14 protein-coding genes and 1 pseudogene are annotated in these 14,615 nt (G+C 61.8%); 3 read left to right on the forward strand and 12 right to left on the reverse strand.

Features of this window, described 5'->3' with window-relative positions; translation table 11 throughout:
- Window positions 1–277 precede the first annotated feature (277 nt).
- Complete coding sequence (locus F8O05_RS12255) at window positions 278–499, forward strand: hypothetical protein (RefSeq protein ID WP_158053046.1); 222 nt, start codon at window positions 278–280, stop codon at window positions 497–499.
- Between the two features lie 47 nt (window positions 500–546).
- On the opposite strand, the gene F8O05_RS12260 is transcribed toward F8O05_RS12255, so the two are convergent.
- On the reverse strand, window positions 547–1,527 hold the full coding sequence (locus tag F8O05_RS12260; RefSeq protein ID WP_225735901.1) for a recombinase family protein: 981 nt from the start codon (window positions 1,525–1,527) through the stop codon (window positions 547–549).
- 77 nt (window positions 1,528–1,604) lie between these two features.
- Between F8O05_RS12260 and F8O05_RS12265 the strand changes: the two genes are divergently transcribed.
- A complete protein-coding gene (locus F8O05_RS12265; RefSeq protein ID WP_158053047.1) occupies window positions 1,605–1,796 on the forward strand; it encodes a hypothetical protein in 192 nt (63 codons plus the stop codon).
- Window positions 1,797–1,849: 53 nt separating this feature from the next.
- Here F8O05_RS12265 and F8O05_RS12270 read toward each other — a convergent pair whose 3' ends face one another.
- From F8O05_RS12270 to mobF, 5 genes and pseudogenes are all read right to left on the reverse strand, one after another.
- A complete protein-coding gene (locus F8O05_RS12270) occupies window positions 1,850–2,533 on the reverse strand; it encodes a hypothetical protein (protein WP_158053048.1) in 684 nt (227 codons plus the stop codon).
- The gene (locus F8O05_RS12275) at window positions 2,533–3,045 is read right to left on the reverse strand and encodes an RNA polymerase sigma factor (protein WP_158053049.1); all 513 of its coding nucleotides are present in this window, start codon (window positions 3,043–3,045) and stop codon (window positions 2,533–2,535) included. Before F8O05_RS12275 ends, F8O05_RS12270 begins: the two co-directional genes overlap by 1 nt.
- A 95-nt stretch (window positions 3,046–3,140) precedes the next feature.
- Entirely contained in the window at window positions 3,141–3,581 is a 441-nt protein-coding gene (locus F8O05_RS12280; RefSeq protein ID WP_158053050.1) for a hypothetical protein, read from the reverse strand.
- Between the two features lie 123 nt (window positions 3,582–3,704).
- On the reverse strand, window positions 3,705–5,210 hold the full coding sequence (locus tag F8O05_RS12285) for a hypothetical protein (protein ID WP_158053051.1): 1,506 nt from the start codon (window positions 5,208–5,210) through the stop codon (window positions 3,705–3,707).
- Between the two features lie 131 nt (window positions 5,211–5,341).
- Window positions 5,342–7,027 (reverse strand): annotated as a pseudogene (gene mobF / locus F8O05_RS12290) (MobF family relaxase); the annotation flags it as partial.
- Between the two features lie 586 nt (window positions 7,028–7,613).
- Between mobF and F8O05_RS12295 the strand changes: the two are divergent.
- Window positions 7,614–8,291, forward strand: coding sequence for a metal-dependent transcriptional regulator (locus F8O05_RS12295; RefSeq protein WP_158053052.1), 678 nt, complete (start codon window positions 7,614–7,616; stop codon window positions 8,289–8,291).
- A 34-nt stretch (window positions 8,292–8,325) separates the two neighbouring features.
- Here F8O05_RS12295 and F8O05_RS12300 read toward each other — a convergent pair whose 3' ends face one another.
- The 6 genes from F8O05_RS12300 to F8O05_RS12325 all read right to left on the reverse strand — a co-directional run bounded on the left by F8O05_RS12300 (window position 8,326) and on the right by F8O05_RS12325 (window position 14,529).
- Entirely contained in the window at window positions 8,326–8,982 is a 657-nt protein-coding gene (locus F8O05_RS12300; protein ID WP_158053053.1) for a metal-dependent transcriptional regulator, read from the reverse strand.
- A 28-nt stretch (window positions 8,983–9,010) separates the two neighbouring features.
- Window positions 9,011–9,898, reverse strand: coding sequence for a metal ABC transporter permease (locus F8O05_RS12305; protein WP_158053054.1), 888 nt, complete (start codon window positions 9,896–9,898; stop codon window positions 9,011–9,013).
- A complete protein-coding gene (locus F8O05_RS12310) occupies window positions 9,895–10,830 on the reverse strand; it encodes a metal ABC transporter permease (protein ID WP_158053055.1) in 936 nt (311 codons plus the stop codon). The genes F8O05_RS12305 and F8O05_RS12310 overlap by 4 nt, the downstream gene beginning before the upstream one ends.
- Complete coding sequence (locus tag F8O05_RS12315) at window positions 10,827–11,627, reverse strand: metal ABC transporter ATP-binding protein (RefSeq protein ID WP_225735902.1); 801 nt, start codon at window positions 11,625–11,627, stop codon at window positions 10,827–10,829. Before F8O05_RS12315 ends, F8O05_RS12310 begins: the two co-directional genes overlap by 4 nt.
- Window positions 11,624–12,574 carry a metal ABC transporter substrate-binding protein gene (locus F8O05_RS12320; RefSeq protein ID WP_158053056.1) on the reverse strand — a complete coding sequence of 317 codons (951 nt, stop codon included), beginning with the start codon at window positions 12,572–12,574 and terminating at the stop codon, window positions 11,624–11,626. The genes F8O05_RS12315 and F8O05_RS12320 overlap by 4 nt, the downstream gene beginning before the upstream one ends.
- A gap of 116 nt (window positions 12,575–12,690) precedes the next feature.
- Entirely contained in the window at window positions 12,691–14,529 is a 1,839-nt protein-coding gene (locus F8O05_RS12325) for a phosphoenolpyruvate carboxykinase (GTP) (protein ID WP_158053057.1), read from the reverse strand.
- Window positions 14,530–14,615 lie beyond the last annotated feature (86 nt).

Genomic DNA, 14,615 nt, shown 5'->3' on the forward strand with positions numbered 1-14,615 from the left:
ACTGCCGACTAGCCCTGGTGGCAACACCCCCCGGATCATTGGTTAGACAGGGGCAAGACACCATGCCAGGACTAGCTGGCCGACAGTCCAATCATCACCGATGAAGGACTCTCAATAAAGTAACGGGTCGCGTTACGGTGGTGCTACTGCGATTACTGAACGGCGAAACGCTGGAAAGTCTTCGCTGCGACGAGGTTTTGATGAAGATGATCCGCGCCGCCAACCCCGGTCTTTGCACCGAGCCTTGATTTGGGGGTGGGGCACCGCACCTAACGGTATGAGCACCCGTACCGTTACCCCCACTGACACCTCCACCGCACCTAAGCCGTCACCTGACTCCACGCTCGGCGCTCGGCTCGCTGCTGCCTCTCGGCGCGAGCAGGGCTTCACCACAGCCGTGGACGGTCCGGCGGTGCTGGCGGGGCTGCGTGGCCTCTGCAACGCTCCGCGCCCCATGCGCGCGCCCGTGGCCGAGAAATGCGAAGGCCCCGCGCCCTGACGTGCTTTGCGAGTCAGGAACGCGGGGCCGGTCATGCACGATCCGGTCTATGCGCGCCAGATGAACTCAACCCGGCGGGCGAGCACTGCCGCCCGGTGCGCGTCGCGGCGCACATGGAAGTCCTCGGTGCTCTCGTTGCGACGCTTTGGGACAGCGGTCATCATGTCTGCGGGGTGAGCATGGACGAGTACCGCTTGCAGGATCAGGCTTGCTGCCTGGTACTGCCACATCGTGGTACGCCCCTCCCACTCAGCCGCAACCGTGGTCATGTCGATGTTGAGCCCTGCGTGCTGCTCGGACATCCTCGCCGCATGCTGGCGGCGGGTCGCCTCGATCCGCTCTGCGATCCTTGCGCGTTGCCGCACCCACATGGCCTTGTCGATCAGCCCGTCGTAGTAGTCATCATCAAGCCGCCCCAGACGTTCCCGATCCTGGTCGAGTGTCGCTACGAGTCCAATTCTTGCCGCAAGGTCACTGCCAGACGTTCGGTGTTTCGTGGGGTGGAGAGTGATCTGCTTGAACGTCGCCAGCACTGCTTCCTCCACGAGCCTCTCGATTTCGGCGGAGCGAATCGAACGGGTGCACCCGCCTGGGGTCGGCTGTAAGCACTGGTACACGCCGCCCCGATGGATCATCGATGTGCCGCACAGTGAGCAGCGGATCAGACCCGAGAAGGGATACATCCGCACCGCGGCACCACTGCCGGGTTGGTGGAAGTTCCGGGCCTTCTTCCTCGCGTCGAGCACGTCGGAGACCTGCTGCCAGGTGTCCTCATCCACCAGTGCAGGCCATGCCGCTTTCACCTGCATTTTCGAGGTCTTCGCACGGCTTCCGTCGGGCATGACGGGCCGGTACTCGCGTACGCCTTTGTTGGAGGGGGTGTAGAGCACCATCTTGAGCGTGCGATCCGACCAGGCGCATCCGTGGGTGGTGAGAATTCCGCGCTCGTTCCAATCCTTCCGAATGCGATACAGGGAGTCACCGGCCAGCACCCGCTGGTACATCTCGACCACCAGCGGTCCGGTCACCGAGTCAATTACAAGCGCGCCTGACTCGGGTCTGCTGTCGGTTTGGTTGAGTCCATGACTGCATAACTTTTCGGGTTGTGCTGGAAGGATGGAAGCATGCGCCGCAGGATCGCACTACGGATTACTTCGATGACCTCTTGTTTGAAGTGCCGGGTTCGGCCGATGATTTGAACCGTGCACTGCGTCGTGGGCTCATAGACGATGAGCTGTACGACGAGGTCGCGGATCGCCTCGAAGCGTTACAAGCGCGTTCATCTCCGGGTCAGTGAGAGTGTCAGGCATCACCTGCATGACATTTCCTTTCCGGCGCGACCCGATGCTGTCAACTGGGGAGTCGCTCCCTAAGCTGCGCGAGGGTCTCATCATTGCCTAGATTCAGTTCATCGAATATTGGGTAGACCGTCTCCCCGTCAACGACGAGCACGGATTGTGAAGCGTTCACCAGTTCGTATATGCCGTCAGTGCTTGTTTGAGAGAGAAAGAGGATCAGGGAGTCTGCGCCGACCTCAGCTAAGCGAAGGTCGTAATCTCCGTCTGCGGCAGGCTGCTCTACGGTGACGTTCGAGCCTGCGGGTAAGTTGCCGCTGAGCGTCTCAACTACGGTGAGCTGAGAGCGCACCTTTCCAGAGGCTGTATCGGATTGCTCGACGGTGGCCTGTACGACGAGATCGGCTTTCTCTGCGAGTGCTTCAACGTCTTGATATTGATTCTCGTGCGTCGGTGGGGGCTGGTGCGTGTTTTCGGTTTCGGGTTCGGCAACGTAGAGAAACTGCTGAGGGTTGATGAAGAGCACGAGCGCAGCTGCGCAAGCGAGCACGGCCAGGGTAGCCGTTGCAGCGGCCGCGAGGCGGTTTCGGCGCGGCTCTGCTGCGGTGTTCTCAATGTCACCGGGCAACTCCTGGCCGGTGATCTGAGCGAAATCAGATCGTGCGCGGTTGGAGAGGATTGCGTTACGGTTTGCACTGAAGGGGCGTGCTTTACGGAGCCGTCGTTCGAGGTCATCCATCACGCATCCTTCCCTTCGGTTGCTCCTTGCAGAACCGGGTCTCTTAAGATGGAACGCAGGCGCTCCTTTGCTCGGAATAAGCGAACCCGCACCGCTGCGGGGGTGCACCCAAGAATCTGAGCCGCTTCGGAGCGGGTGAGATCCTCCCAGTAGATCATCATGAGTATCTCGCGGTCTGCCTCTGAGAGCGAGAGCATGGCTTTGCGGACGAGCATGGCGTCTTCGATTGAATCATCAGGCATGGCAGTCTCCATGTTCTCTCGTTGCAGGAACGACAGAACGTCGACGGTACGTTGTGCGTGGCGGTACTGGTTTGCGACGAGATTGCGGAGCGTCTGGTAGACCCACGGCAGCTTCAACGAGCCACCCTCAAGGTGGTGTTCCCACGTGATGCGGAATACTTCGCTGGTTATGTCTTCGGCGAGGGCGAAATCGCCGAGTCGTTGGTGTGCGATCGTCAGGATCAGAGGGTGGTGATCCGCGTAGAAGCGCTGGAAGCTCTCGAGTGCCATGCACGGTTCTTTTCTATATCGGGCCAGCGCCGAATATGAGAAGACCAATCACGGTTTAATCTTTCATACTCGGCGCTGACGCTCACTTCATGGGCTCATCCGTTGATGTAGAAGTACTCCTCGAATGGACGCTCAGGAACCGTGCTTCCTGGATCTTCTGAGTATCCGCCGGTGAGAGAGACTTCAGTGTTGATCGGGATTCGTGTTCCATCTGGGAGAATTACCTCTTCATCGTTGAGCGAGAGAGTGGTTCCTTCGGGGAACACAATGCCGACACGTCCTCCGTTCGCATCTTCACCATACAGGTACTGGTCACTGGATTCTCCAATCAACCGGCCCTGGAAAGCAGCCTCGGCCGAGCCTTGATCCTCTACCGGCGTATAGGTCAGAAGGTTCACCTGGCTCCTCTCGGTGGGGGCCACTGTCGACGTATGCTGCGAGGGGGACTCACCGGTTGCGCACCCGCCCAGCACGCCGAGGGCCCCCAGCGTCAGCGCTGAAGTGAGAATGAGGGATGGAACGATGCGACGTTTCATAGCTTGATCCTTATCGATTCAGACGCACAGAGTGCGTCGGTAGCGTGAACCCGGATGGGGCTTCACACCTCCTATATGTCTGAGCGGCAGAGAACGTTACATCGCCCTTGGAAGTAAGGGTTTTTACAGTCCAAGACTCGGGCCGCGCGATGGGCCTGGCTGGTGTTGGGTTGGTGAGCGATAGGGGTCTTGCTTGCGGAGTCGTTCGGCGCGTTCGCGTGCGAGCTGCTTTTCGCGTGCCGCGTGCTCAGCTGCGGCCTGGTGCTTCGCCTGCACCCGCTCGGCCGCCTGGTCGGTGGGAAGCTGGCGCAGCTCGACGGCTTCGGCGCGCAAGTCGGTAGCTCGACCCCGCCACCGTTCCGTGTTCTGCGCGGCACGGCGCTCCCCGCTCTCGGCCGTGAGGAACTGCGCAGCGGGATCGTTGCGGAACACTCGGCGGGCAAGGCCTTGCGCTTCGAGCGGGTGTCGTTTGTGAGCGGTGTTCAGCTCGATCTTCGCAACGGTAGAGGCTTTGCTCGCGTCGCGCACCTGGGGGTCTTGGCCGGCGCGCTGCTGGCTGACGCGCTCGGCCCAGCTCTCGACCTCGCCAGCACCCCATGGGGCGCTGCCCCAGCGTTGCGTGGCGCGGTCGCATGCCTGTTCCCACTCGCTTGTGGCGGTTTGGGTGTCGCGCTCGGCCCGCCGGCGACTGAATCGGCCGGCGCTGCGCGCTTCCTGTTGCGCCTGCGTCGCGCGCTCGCGCAGCGCTGCGATCTCGGCCCCGTCGGTCTGAGCTTCGGCGCGAAGCGGGGCGATCACTTGGGCGTGTAGCTGTTGTGCGGTGGCCTGCGTCGTTTCCACTGCTTGTTCGAGCTGGTGTAGCTCGGCGGCATGCTGCTCGCGCAGCCGGGCGAACTGGGAGGCGGCATCGTCCCAGACGGCTGTCTGCCGGTCGGCTTTCGCCGCGTCGTGGATAAGCTGGTCGACTTCGGCGGCTACGGTCGCCGCGTTGCCGGCGATGATGCCGTGCATGTCGCGTTCGACCTGTTTTCGGGCTTCGTCGAGGCCGCGGTCTGCGCTATCGCGTGCGAATGCGTCGATGAACTGTTCGCGGGCATCTTGCTCGTCGACGGCAACGACGTGCAGCACGTTCGCGGTGCGGCCGCGGGTCATGCCGACATAGGCACCGGCAGCGTCCATCTCGTCGGAGAGCACCGTGTGCGCAGTGTCGACGGTCATGCCTTGCGCGCCGTGCCCAGTGACGGCGTAGGCGAGCTGCACATGCTCGGCCACGTAGTCGGCGTCGAGGGTGCGGTGATGCCCAGTCGTCGGGTCAGCGACGGTGATGCGGCCGTCAGCGTTCACGCTGCGCCCCGTCCACGTTTGTCGGTTGGCGACGCCGAGCTCGGGGTCGTTCTCGCGGGTCGCTACCTGCGCGCCTGCGGCGATGGGGTCACCGTCCATCCCATGCGTGACAGTGGCGGGGTCGATCGCACCGGCGTCGCCCTGACGCTCGTACACGGCATGGTTGATCTGCTGCGCGGCCGCGTTCGTCGACGTGACCGAGATGGTGGAGCGGCCGGCCTGCTGCTCGACTCCTGGGGCAAACGATGGGGCACCGAGTATGTTCTGGCGCGTATTGCGATGCACGAGGGTGCGGATATTGCCTCGAGGATTGATTTCATACGGTTTTCTGTGCGATGACGTGGGTGCCTGTTCAGATGGGGCAAGAGTCCAACTCACAAGCCGTTTGCAGTTCAGGAGTGGCGTCAAACTCGACATGTGGTATTCCCGGCACCGGCTGCCCCTACAAGCACGTCGATGGTCCGCCCGGAAACGGCGATCGACGCAAGTGCTGCCGCTTGATCGTCGCTCAGTATCCGCCCATCAGCATCAGGACGACGGGTGATCTGCTCGACCGTCGTAAGCGCCACAGTCGGTGACGCTGTGGCCCGGGAACGTTGCAGGAGGCGGTCTTCTGCTTGAAGCAGTGTCTCGGAGGAATACATGGTGGAGTGCTTCGGGCGGAACCTGCTCGTGCCATCATCTCGTTGGAATACGACCGGGCTTGATGCCAATTCGGGCGGCGTCAACCTGAGGGACGCGTTCTCGGCGGCATCGACCACCAGACCGGTGATCGCTTCACGATCCACCATGGAAGCGAAGCGCCACCCCATGAGTTGGCGGGAAGCTTCGGCGTGCAGGTTCCAGCGCCGCCACGTCGACCGTTTCTCACCCACGACCTCAACGACGCTCTGGCCGATCTCGGCAACGGTATCGAGGGGTACATCGTCAGCGCGTAACAGCATCGCGGGCGGGTTCACTGCAACGTCTTGTGCCCAGCGGGTTGCATTTTCACCGAGTAGGTGGGTTGCGCGAGCACGCCAGTCTGTGGTGAGTTCTGCTAGGGAGCGCACCTGCTTCTCGGGCCGGGTTGCAAGGGTTGCTTGCGCACGAAGTTTCAAGATCGTCGCCGCCGTGGGCTGTTTCCCGTGACGTTGCACGTAGTCTTCGATGAGGCGGTTCTTCTCGACCTCAATATGGCGGGAACGGGTCGAGAATTCCGACACCAGAGTCTCGGGCACCGCGCTAATTGCCCACGCGGGGTTACGGTCGCGCCCCATATCGCGTGACTCCCACTCGACACCGAACGTGCGGGTCATGTGATCGGCAAACACCGCTTCGTGCAGTTCTGAGAATGCGACGACGGCGGAGTGCATGGGACGGCCGTCGAGGGATCTCCATTTACCATCTTGCGCGGTCTTGACCTTGTTGGAGATCACGACGTGCGTGTGCAAGTGCGGGTCACCGGCACGGGAATCGTAATGATCGAACGCGGTGGCGATCACCCCGGTGACATCGACTTGGGCGGCGGCACCGTCGGGGCCAGTTGCCCCTACCCGTGTGGTCGCAACTTCACGTTCGATGAATGCAACCACCTCCGCAATCGCCGCATGATGCGCTTGCGCAATCAACGATTGCGTTCCCGCATCCGCAACCGCCCACCACACAGATGCCGACTTCGGTATCGAAAATGTGTAGTCAAACCCAGCCACTGCGCGGCGGGTACCCCGCTCAGTTTCCTCGGCCTCGATCTGTGCGACTTGTTTCGCACGGGCGGCAGGCGACAATGACGCATCCAGCTCTGATACTCGGTGCTCGATGCGCTCCGAAACGGGCGTAAAGGACTGATATGCACGGCCGAGGGGGTCACCGGTGATCGGGTCACGGCCCATCCCAACAAGCAGCTGGAGTTGCGCTTCGGATACCTGGTCACCGGTGCCGAGTTGTCCTGCTCCGATCCCGGCGAGGCCTTGCCCGATCCAGCGCCCGGGTGGTGATCCCTGCTCGGCGTAGTAGCGGGTCAAGGGAGTCGAGAGCGACCGATCTCCATCACCTGCTGCCACGGTGCGCAGCAGATATTTGTAGCCGTCACCGGCGGACATCACCCGCACCGAAACCGTCATCGCTCCTACCTCCTGAACGACAGGTAAGTCTCAGAGACCGCTCCGGCTGCCGCGTCAGCTCAGGGCTGATTCGCGGGAGTCGCGCCTCTTCTGCAAGACGCGTGGCTGCTCTTGATTGGGTCCGGAGACGAGATCGTCTCGACCTTTGGCGAGCAGGTTGTCCTCTTGGCTGGTCTGCTACACGGACTGCGACGGTACTTGTCTGACGCCGTCGACGTGCTGTAACCCCGACAGATGGTCGTCGAGAAAGTGCGCGGCCCGCTCTCGGCCACGAAATATGCCCACAGAGGTAAGGAGCAACCGGAGATGTTCACCGTACCTTCCTGGTGGTCCGAAGACGTGGCCTCATGGCGACTATCAACGCTCTTTAGAAAGTTAAATGCCGCCGCACAATGAGCGTTCACCGATTTGGGAATGATGATCGAGGCTGTAGCGAGGCTTGGATGCTCGGTACTTGGTTCCGAGAAAAACCTTTCCTATGTGCCGCCGGCATTTTCACCGATGGGATCGACAGTGGCATCAACGCCGCTGGATCGGTCAGAAAAGTTTCGTCTTACCGTAGTTTGATGTTTGATAAACTGCGACCATGTCGGTGTCTGCGTTGTCGGAGAGTACTCAGAACTATCTCAAGGCGGTGTGGAGTCTTGGGGAGTGGTCCGATGTTCCGGTGACCGCGTCAATGGTCGCGGCACGCACGGGGGTCGCGTTGTCGACAGCGTCTGATGCGATCCGGAAGCTCAGTACGCAGGGCCTGCTGGAGCATGCCCGCTACAGTGCGGTGAGCTTGACGCCGGAGGGCCGGTCGCATGCGGTGACGATGGTGCGTCGGCATCGACTGATCGAGTCGTTTCTGGTCGAGGTGTTGCGGTATCGGTGGGATCAGGTGCATGAAGAGGCGGACATGCTTGAGCATGCCGTGTCGGATTTCATGATTGACCGCATCGATGAGCTTCTCGGATATCCGGAGCGCGACCCACACGGTGACCCGATTCCTGCGGCGGACGGGACGGTGACGAGGCCCGATGCGGTGCTGCTCACGAGCGTCAGCGCGGGGGCACGGGTTCGGGTAGAGCGGATTTCTGACGATGACCCGAAGTTACTGCAGTTTTTCGCGGATCATGGCATCGTGTACGGGACCGTTCTGGAGACGAGAGCCGCGGCTCCCTACACGGACACGCTAGAGGTGGCTGTCGTGGAACAGAAGGCAGTGCTGCCGCTTGGACGTTCTGCGACGGATGCGGTCTGGGTGGCGATGCTCGAATAGTGGTGTGTGTCGGGGTGAGCCGGTCTGTTGCCACCTAGGCTGTGACGGCGTGTATCTGACCAGCGACGGAGAGCCCCAGGCTTGCTTTCCCAGTCGAGGTGTCCAGCTCAATGACACCGGTTGCGTGATCGATGTGTATGACCTGCACGGGCGAGTCGGGGGTAAGACCAAGCATCTGGAAACGTTCGAGGAGTTCGCGATCACCTTCCACCACCCGTGTGATACGCAGATCTACTGCTACGGAGTGGCTCTTGAGTGCGGCATCGGAAACCTTACTGAGGTGGCCGGTGATATCTGGGATGGGGTGCCCGTACGGGTCGACAGTCGGTGATCCGGCCTTCTGGAACATACGCTCTGCGAGCGTGTTCGTGAGGGCAAGACTGATTCCTGAGGCTTCCTCTGCAATATTTGGCCAGGGTATGCCGAGCACGTTGCAGAGAAATGCGCGCGCTATCCGTTCGTGTCGGATCGCGATGAGCGCGACCGTGCGGCCCTCGCCGGTCAGATCGATGGGGCCGTATCGTTCGTGGTAAATGAGGCTCGCCTCGCCCAGTCGTTTGATGGCCTGCGAGACGGTGGCCGGGGCTCTGGCGAGATGGTGGGTGAGGGCGGTCACGCTGACGGAGGCATGGTGGTGCTCCTGCAGATGCCAAATTGCTTTCAGGTATTGAATCGCGGTGCTCTCCTGCATGGTCTGATGTCACGTCGGGAGTCCCCGTTTACGCGGAGGCCAGTGCTGAGATCTCGTGGTGTGCGAGTTGTCTTCGGCGTTGTGCAAGCCGTGTGCCTGCCAGCACGGCAGCGAACATGATCCCGTAGAACACGGCCATCCCTGCGCTGGTGGCGGCATCGAGAACGTACGCGACCCAGAATCCGGCTACCGCACCGACAATGGCGATGATCACGGTGAGCGTGATCATCACGGGAAGGCGCGTGCTGAGTAGGTAGGCGGTGGCGGGTGGCACGACGACGAGTGCGATCACGAGGATCGCGCCCGATGCGTTGAACGCCGCGGTGACGGTTACCGAGACGAGGAACATGAACGCGGTGTTGATGAGCCCGGTGCGAATGCCGAGGCTGCCCGCGAACTCGGAGTCGAACGTAGTGACCTTGAGCTTCGAGTAGAACACGGTGAGGAAGATGACGTTGACGAGCAGGACCGCGAGCATCACGTACATGTAGGACGGGCCTACGGAGACACCGCCGATGATGAGGTGCCGGAACGCGGCGATGTTGAGGTCGCCTGCGAGCACCATGTGGGTGTCGAGGTGGATGTTCGCGAAGTTCAGGCTCACCAAGATCACCCCGCCGCTGAATAGGGCTGGGAAGATGAGTCCCTGTGGGGCGTCCCCGGTGAGGAGGCCGGTGCGGGAGAGCCATTCTGCGCCGAGGACCACCAGCAGCCCTGCGAGGGCGGATCCGATGATGAGGATGGGTGAGTCGAAGTTGCGGGTGATGAAGTAGCCGACAACGATGCCGGGGAGCACGGAGTGGGCGATCGCGTCGACGAGCATCGACCCGCGACGCAGCACTACGAAGGTGCCGGGGAGTGCGCAGGCGACGGCGGTGACGACGGCAAGCAGCATAGTGCCAATCGCGAAACTCATAGCGCGGTCCTTTCCAGGAGAAGTTCCTGCTTCAGCGTGGCGCGGGCGCGTCTGCGCGAGAGGACGCGGGTGATGATGCTGCGGCGCGGGGAAAACAGCAGAGAGACCACGAAGATTGCGAAGAGAGTGAGCACGATCAGTGGCCCGGTGGGGATGTTGCCGAATGCGATCGACAGGTACGCGCCGATCCCGCTGCCTGCCGCCCCGAAGATGGCGGAGAGTGCCACCATGCTGGGCAGGGTGCGTGTCCATTGCCGTGCGGCGGCGGTTGGGGTGACGACGAATGCGACCATGAGCACGAGCCCGACGGCTTTCACTCCGATCACGGTGGCGATGACGATCGTGGTGAACATGAGCGTATCGATCGTGCGGGCTGGGAAGCCGAGCACGGTGGCATGATCCGGGTCGAAGGTGCGGAGCGCGAACTCTTTCCAGAACACCACCATCAAGACGAGCGCGAGGGCACCGACTGCGATACTGGTGGTGAGGTCCGCGATCGTGATCACCGATGCGTTGCCGAAGAGGTAATCCTGGATGCCGCCTTTGCCGGGAAAGGCTCCGTTGGCGATGATCCGCATGAGCAGCATGCCCGCGCCGAAGAAGATCGTGAGGGATATCGCCATTGCGGTGTCGATGCGGATCTTTGAGGTGCGTGTGGTGCCATTGGCGAACAGCACGGCGATGGTGCCGATGATGACTGCGCCGATGATCAACGTGATCATGTTGCGGCCATCGGTGCCGAGCACCACGACGGCGGTCAGGAACGCGAGCAGCGTGCCGGGGAGCGCGGCATGGGAGATGACATCGCTGATGAGGGACTGCTTGCGCAGGTACGCGAAACTGCCGAGCGCCCCTGCGACCAGACCGATCGTCATGGTGCCGAACAGCACCATGCGGTAGGTGTGGTTGTCGAAAAACTCGATCGGGCTCATGAGGTGAACTCGAGGAAAGCGTCGTCTTCGGCGGTGACGTCGTAGGCGGTGCGAATATTGTCTTTCGTGAACGACTCTTCTGCGGGTCCGGTGGCGACGATGCGGCGGTTCAGCAGGGTCACGTGGTCGCAGTAGTCGCGCACTGTGGCGAGGTCGTGGTGCACAATGACCACGGTCTTGCCCTGTTCGCGCAGTGAGTGGAGCACGGTGACGATGGCCTGCTGGCTTTTCGCATCGATGCCTTGGAACGGTTCGTCCATGAAGTACAGGTCTGGTGCCTGCACGAGTGTCCGTGCGAGAAAGACACGCTGGCGTTGCCCACCGGAAAGCTCGCCGATCTGACGAGATGCGAGATCGTGGATCCCTGTCTGCTCCAGCGCTTCGACAGCGCGGGCACGTTCGGTTTTTCCGGGGCGGCGGAGCCAGCCGAGGGTGCCGTAGGTGCCCATCGTGACCACGTCGAGCACGGTGGTTGGGAAGTCCCAGTCGACGCTTGTGGACTGGGGCATGTATCCGACGCGCTGCCGCACCCGTGCGAGCGGGTTTCCGAAGAACTCGCTCGACCCGGTGAGGGGTTTCACGAGCCCGAGCATCGCTTTGATCAGGGTCGATTTCCCGGCCCCGTTCGGCCCCACGATCCCCATTACGACCCCTTGCGGGACGCGAAAGTCGACGCCGCGCAGCACCGGGTCATCCCGGTACGCGACCGACAGGTTCTCCGTCGAGCACGCAAGTTGGATGTCTTGCGAGATGTCTTGCCTGGGGGCTGTGGTGGGTGTTGTCATGGTGTCGGTCACTGTGCTTCCTGTCCGAGTGCGTCTGAGACGGCGTGTGCGTTGTGGAGGAAGACGCCGAGGTAGGTGTCGACTCCGGGGTCTGCGCCGAGGGAGTCTGCGTAGAGTTCTTCATCGGAGATCTCGACCTCCCAGCCGAGTGCTCGAATTGCTTCTTGCAGGCTCGTGATGGCTTGCGGGTTGGCTTGGTTGTCTTGGAAGATCACCGGCACCTTGTTGTCGGCGATCATCTTCGCCAGCTCTGATAGTTCTCCCGCACTCAAAGCTGCCTCGGTGGACACGAAGTCGGTGGCATGTACGGTGAGGTTGTAGGTGTCGCCGAAGTAGTTGAACGCGTCGTGGCCGGTGATCAAGATCCGAGGCTCCGGCACGCTCGCGAGAAGTGCTTCGACTTCAGTGGCAGCCTCAGCGATCTGCCCCTGATACGCCGTCGCGTTCGCCTGGTATTCCGCGGAGTTGTCGGGGTCGATCTCGCCGAGTTTGTCAGCCACATAGCCAACGACGAGTGACCACGCTTCGGGGCTGTTCCACACATGCGGGTCGTGCAGCGGGTTGCCCGCATCGTCGGTCTCCGGCCACGCCAGCAGCAGCTCCTCTGGGAGCTGATCGCCCACTGCGAGCTGTCGGTCGCCGCGGCTTTCCAACAGGTCGATCATCTGCGCTTCCAGGTACAGCCCGTTCCAGAGCACAACATCGACGCTCTGGATCGTCTCGATGTCCCGAGTCGACGGCTGGTAGGTGTGCGGGTCTCCTCCGGGCCCGACCATCGTGGTGACCACAGCGTCGGGGGCGATATTCACGACCGCATCGGCGAGATACCCGGTCGTCGCATACACCGTGAGCGGCTCGTCACCCCTGCTCTCTTGCGGGATGGTGGAGCAACCTGTGATCAGAACCGCGGCTGCCGCCACGACTCCCAGGCCGGTCATCAGTCGTGATCGAGTACGCATTGAACATCTTTCTCTTGATTTAGGCAAGTTATTTGTTTGGAGTACCGTAGTTATGAAGCATAGCAACCGAATTGAATGTTCAAGTCAGCCGAACTTTATTTTTGAAGTGACTGAACTCACCGCCATTCAAATTGCGTGGTGATGCGCTTGTGCACATCACGAATGGGTTCGGGGAGGTTCGGGAATTGGGCGAGATGCTCGCTGCGGTGGTGCATCTCAGCACCCCATCGCGCATGGTCGATATGGAGCAGCCGGTCGAGATCTCCCGCTCGGAGATTGAGACCGTCGAGGTCGAGTTCGTCAGGTGTGGGGACGATACCGACGGGAGTGTGCTGCCCGTTCGCACGTCCGTGGTGGTGGTCGATAAGCCAAAGGAGGGCACGGAGGTTCTCTCGGTACCCCGGCCAGAGGTAGCGGCCATCGTCTGGATCCCGCTGAAACCAATTGACGTGAGCGAAGATCGGTGGGTGAGCCAGTTTGCCGAGGATGGTGAGCCAGTGCTGGGCGTAGTCCCCTTCCGGGTAGGAGAGGAAGGGGCGCATGGACATCGGGTCATAGCGCAGTTGCCCGTCGAGGCCCTCGGCTGCGAAGGTGGCCTCAGCACCCAAGGTAAGGCCGTCGTAGACACCCTCCGCGAGGTCGGTGATCGCGCGGATCAGGGGTTCACGGTCACTCGTGCGCCCACCGAAGATGATCGCGTCAATTGGTACTCCGGCGGGATGGTCGGCGGCAGGAGCGAGCGTGGGGATGTTGGTGAGTGCGGTCGCGAATCTACTGTTCGGGTGTGCCCAGGGATCATTTCTCGTGTGCTCGTCGCGGTCGGTGATGAGTTGACCGGTCCAGTCGCGCCATCCTTCGATCTGCGTCGGCGTCTCTCGGGTGTTGCCTTCCCACCACACTTCCCCGGTGAGGTCGTGGCGAGCGACGTTCGTGAAGATCGCACCGCTTCCGGGGCCCATTGCATCGACAGCTGCAGGGTTCGTGGTTTCGTTGGTGTCTTTCGCGACACCAAAGATCCCGTTTTCGGGGTTCATGCCGTACAGCCGACCGTCGTCTCCCGTCCAGAGCCAGGCGATATCGTCGCCGTAGAACTCCACCCGGTACCGGTCTCCGAGAGCATCAGGCGGCAGGGTCATCGCGAGGTTCGTCTTGCCTGAGGCGCTGGGGAACCCGCCGCACACGTGATAGGTACGCCCCGTGTGGGTGTCGACGATGCCAAGCAGCAGGAATTGCTCGGCAAGGAATCGTCCGGAGACCCAACCGTCGTAGGAAGCAAGACGCAGAGCATGGGCGATTTTCCCGAGGAGCGCGTTGCCACCGTATGCGGAGCCGTAGTGCAGGATGGTGCGCTGGTCTGCGATTGTGGCGAAGAGGCGCTGATCCTCGGGGGTGCCCTGGTTTAAGGCGTCGAGGTCACCGGTGACATGCACGCCACGAACGAAGAAGTCAGGATCGTCGAGGTCGTCGAATAGGTGGAGGCCGACGCGAGCCATACGGATCATGTGCAGCACGACGGTGCGGTCGTCGGTAAGTTGCACGCCTGCAGCAAACGGGGCGAGGGGCGTCCCGGGTACGGCCATGAGGTAGGGCACCACATACATGGTCTTACCTGCGGAGGCTGCACGCATTCGCCCTCGTAATGTCGCGGTTACCTCGTCGGCCGGATGCCAGTTGTTGTAGACGCCACGATCCGACGGGTTGCTGGTCGCGACGACAGTGCGTGCTTCCGACCGGGCCGTGTCGTTCACATGCGACCTGGCATAGTAGCGCCCCTCACCAGCCCGGAGCAGCTCACCGGCATCCAGCGCCTCTTGGATGAGTCGAGCATCATCGGCGGCGCTGACGACTTCCACTCGCGTAGGAGTGGTGATCGCTGCCCATTCCTGCACGAACTCGCGGATCGCCTGAGTGGTCACGGCTGCCGCATCTAGGGTTTGCTCGATATTGGTTCTCATGCGATGGGTCCTCCTGTCCCCGTTCCCTGAACGAGGGTGTGTAGTCGATGGGATCTGATCCAGGCCGCAGCAAAGTAACTCTGAAG

The organism is Gulosibacter chungangensis (assembly GCF_008831155.1).
In the GTDB taxonomy this organism is placed as follows: Bacteria; Actinomycetota; Actinomycetes; order Actinomycetales; family Microbacteriaceae; genus Gulosibacter; species Gulosibacter chungangensis.

Bases quoted from the DNA above. Each gene is read 5' to 3' on its own strand.
- F8O05_RS12320 (WP_158053056.1), bottom strand. From the start codon at position 12,574: ATGCGTACTCGATCACGACTGATGACCGGCCTGGGAGTCGTGGCGGCA.
- F8O05_RS12255 (WP_158053046.1), top strand. From the start codon at position 278: ATGAGCACCCGTACCGTTACCCCCACTGACACCTCCACCGCACCTAAG.
- F8O05_RS12305 (WP_158053054.1), bottom strand. From the start codon at position 9,898: ATGAGTTTCGCGATTGGCACTATGCTGCTTGCCGTCGTCACCGCCGTC.
- F8O05_RS12310 (WP_158053055.1), bottom strand. From the start codon at position 10,830: ATGAGCCCGATCGAGTTTTTCGACAACCACACCTACCGCATGGTGCTG.
- F8O05_RS12300 (WP_158053053.1), bottom strand. From the start codon at position 8,982: ATGCAGGAGAGCACCGCGATTCAATACCTGAAAGCAATTTGGCATCTG.
- F8O05_RS12275 (WP_158053049.1), bottom strand. From the start codon at position 3,045: ATGGCACTCGAGAGCTTCCAGCGCTTCTACGCGGATCACCACCCTCTG.
- F8O05_RS12270 (WP_158053048.1), bottom strand. From the start codon at position 2,533: ATGGATGACCTCGAACGACGGCTCCGTAAAGCACGCCCCTTCAGTGCA.
- F8O05_RS12295 (WP_158053052.1), top strand. From the start codon at position 7,614: ATGTCGGTGTCTGCGTTGTCGGAGAGTACTCAGAACTATCTCAAGGCG.
- F8O05_RS12280 (WP_158053050.1), bottom strand. From the start codon at position 3,581: ATGAAACGTCGCATCGTTCCATCCCTCATTCTCACTTCAGCGCTGACG.
- F8O05_RS12325 (WP_158053057.1), bottom strand. From the start codon at position 14,529: ATGAGAACCAATATCGAGCAAACCCTAGATGCGGCAGCCGTGACCACT.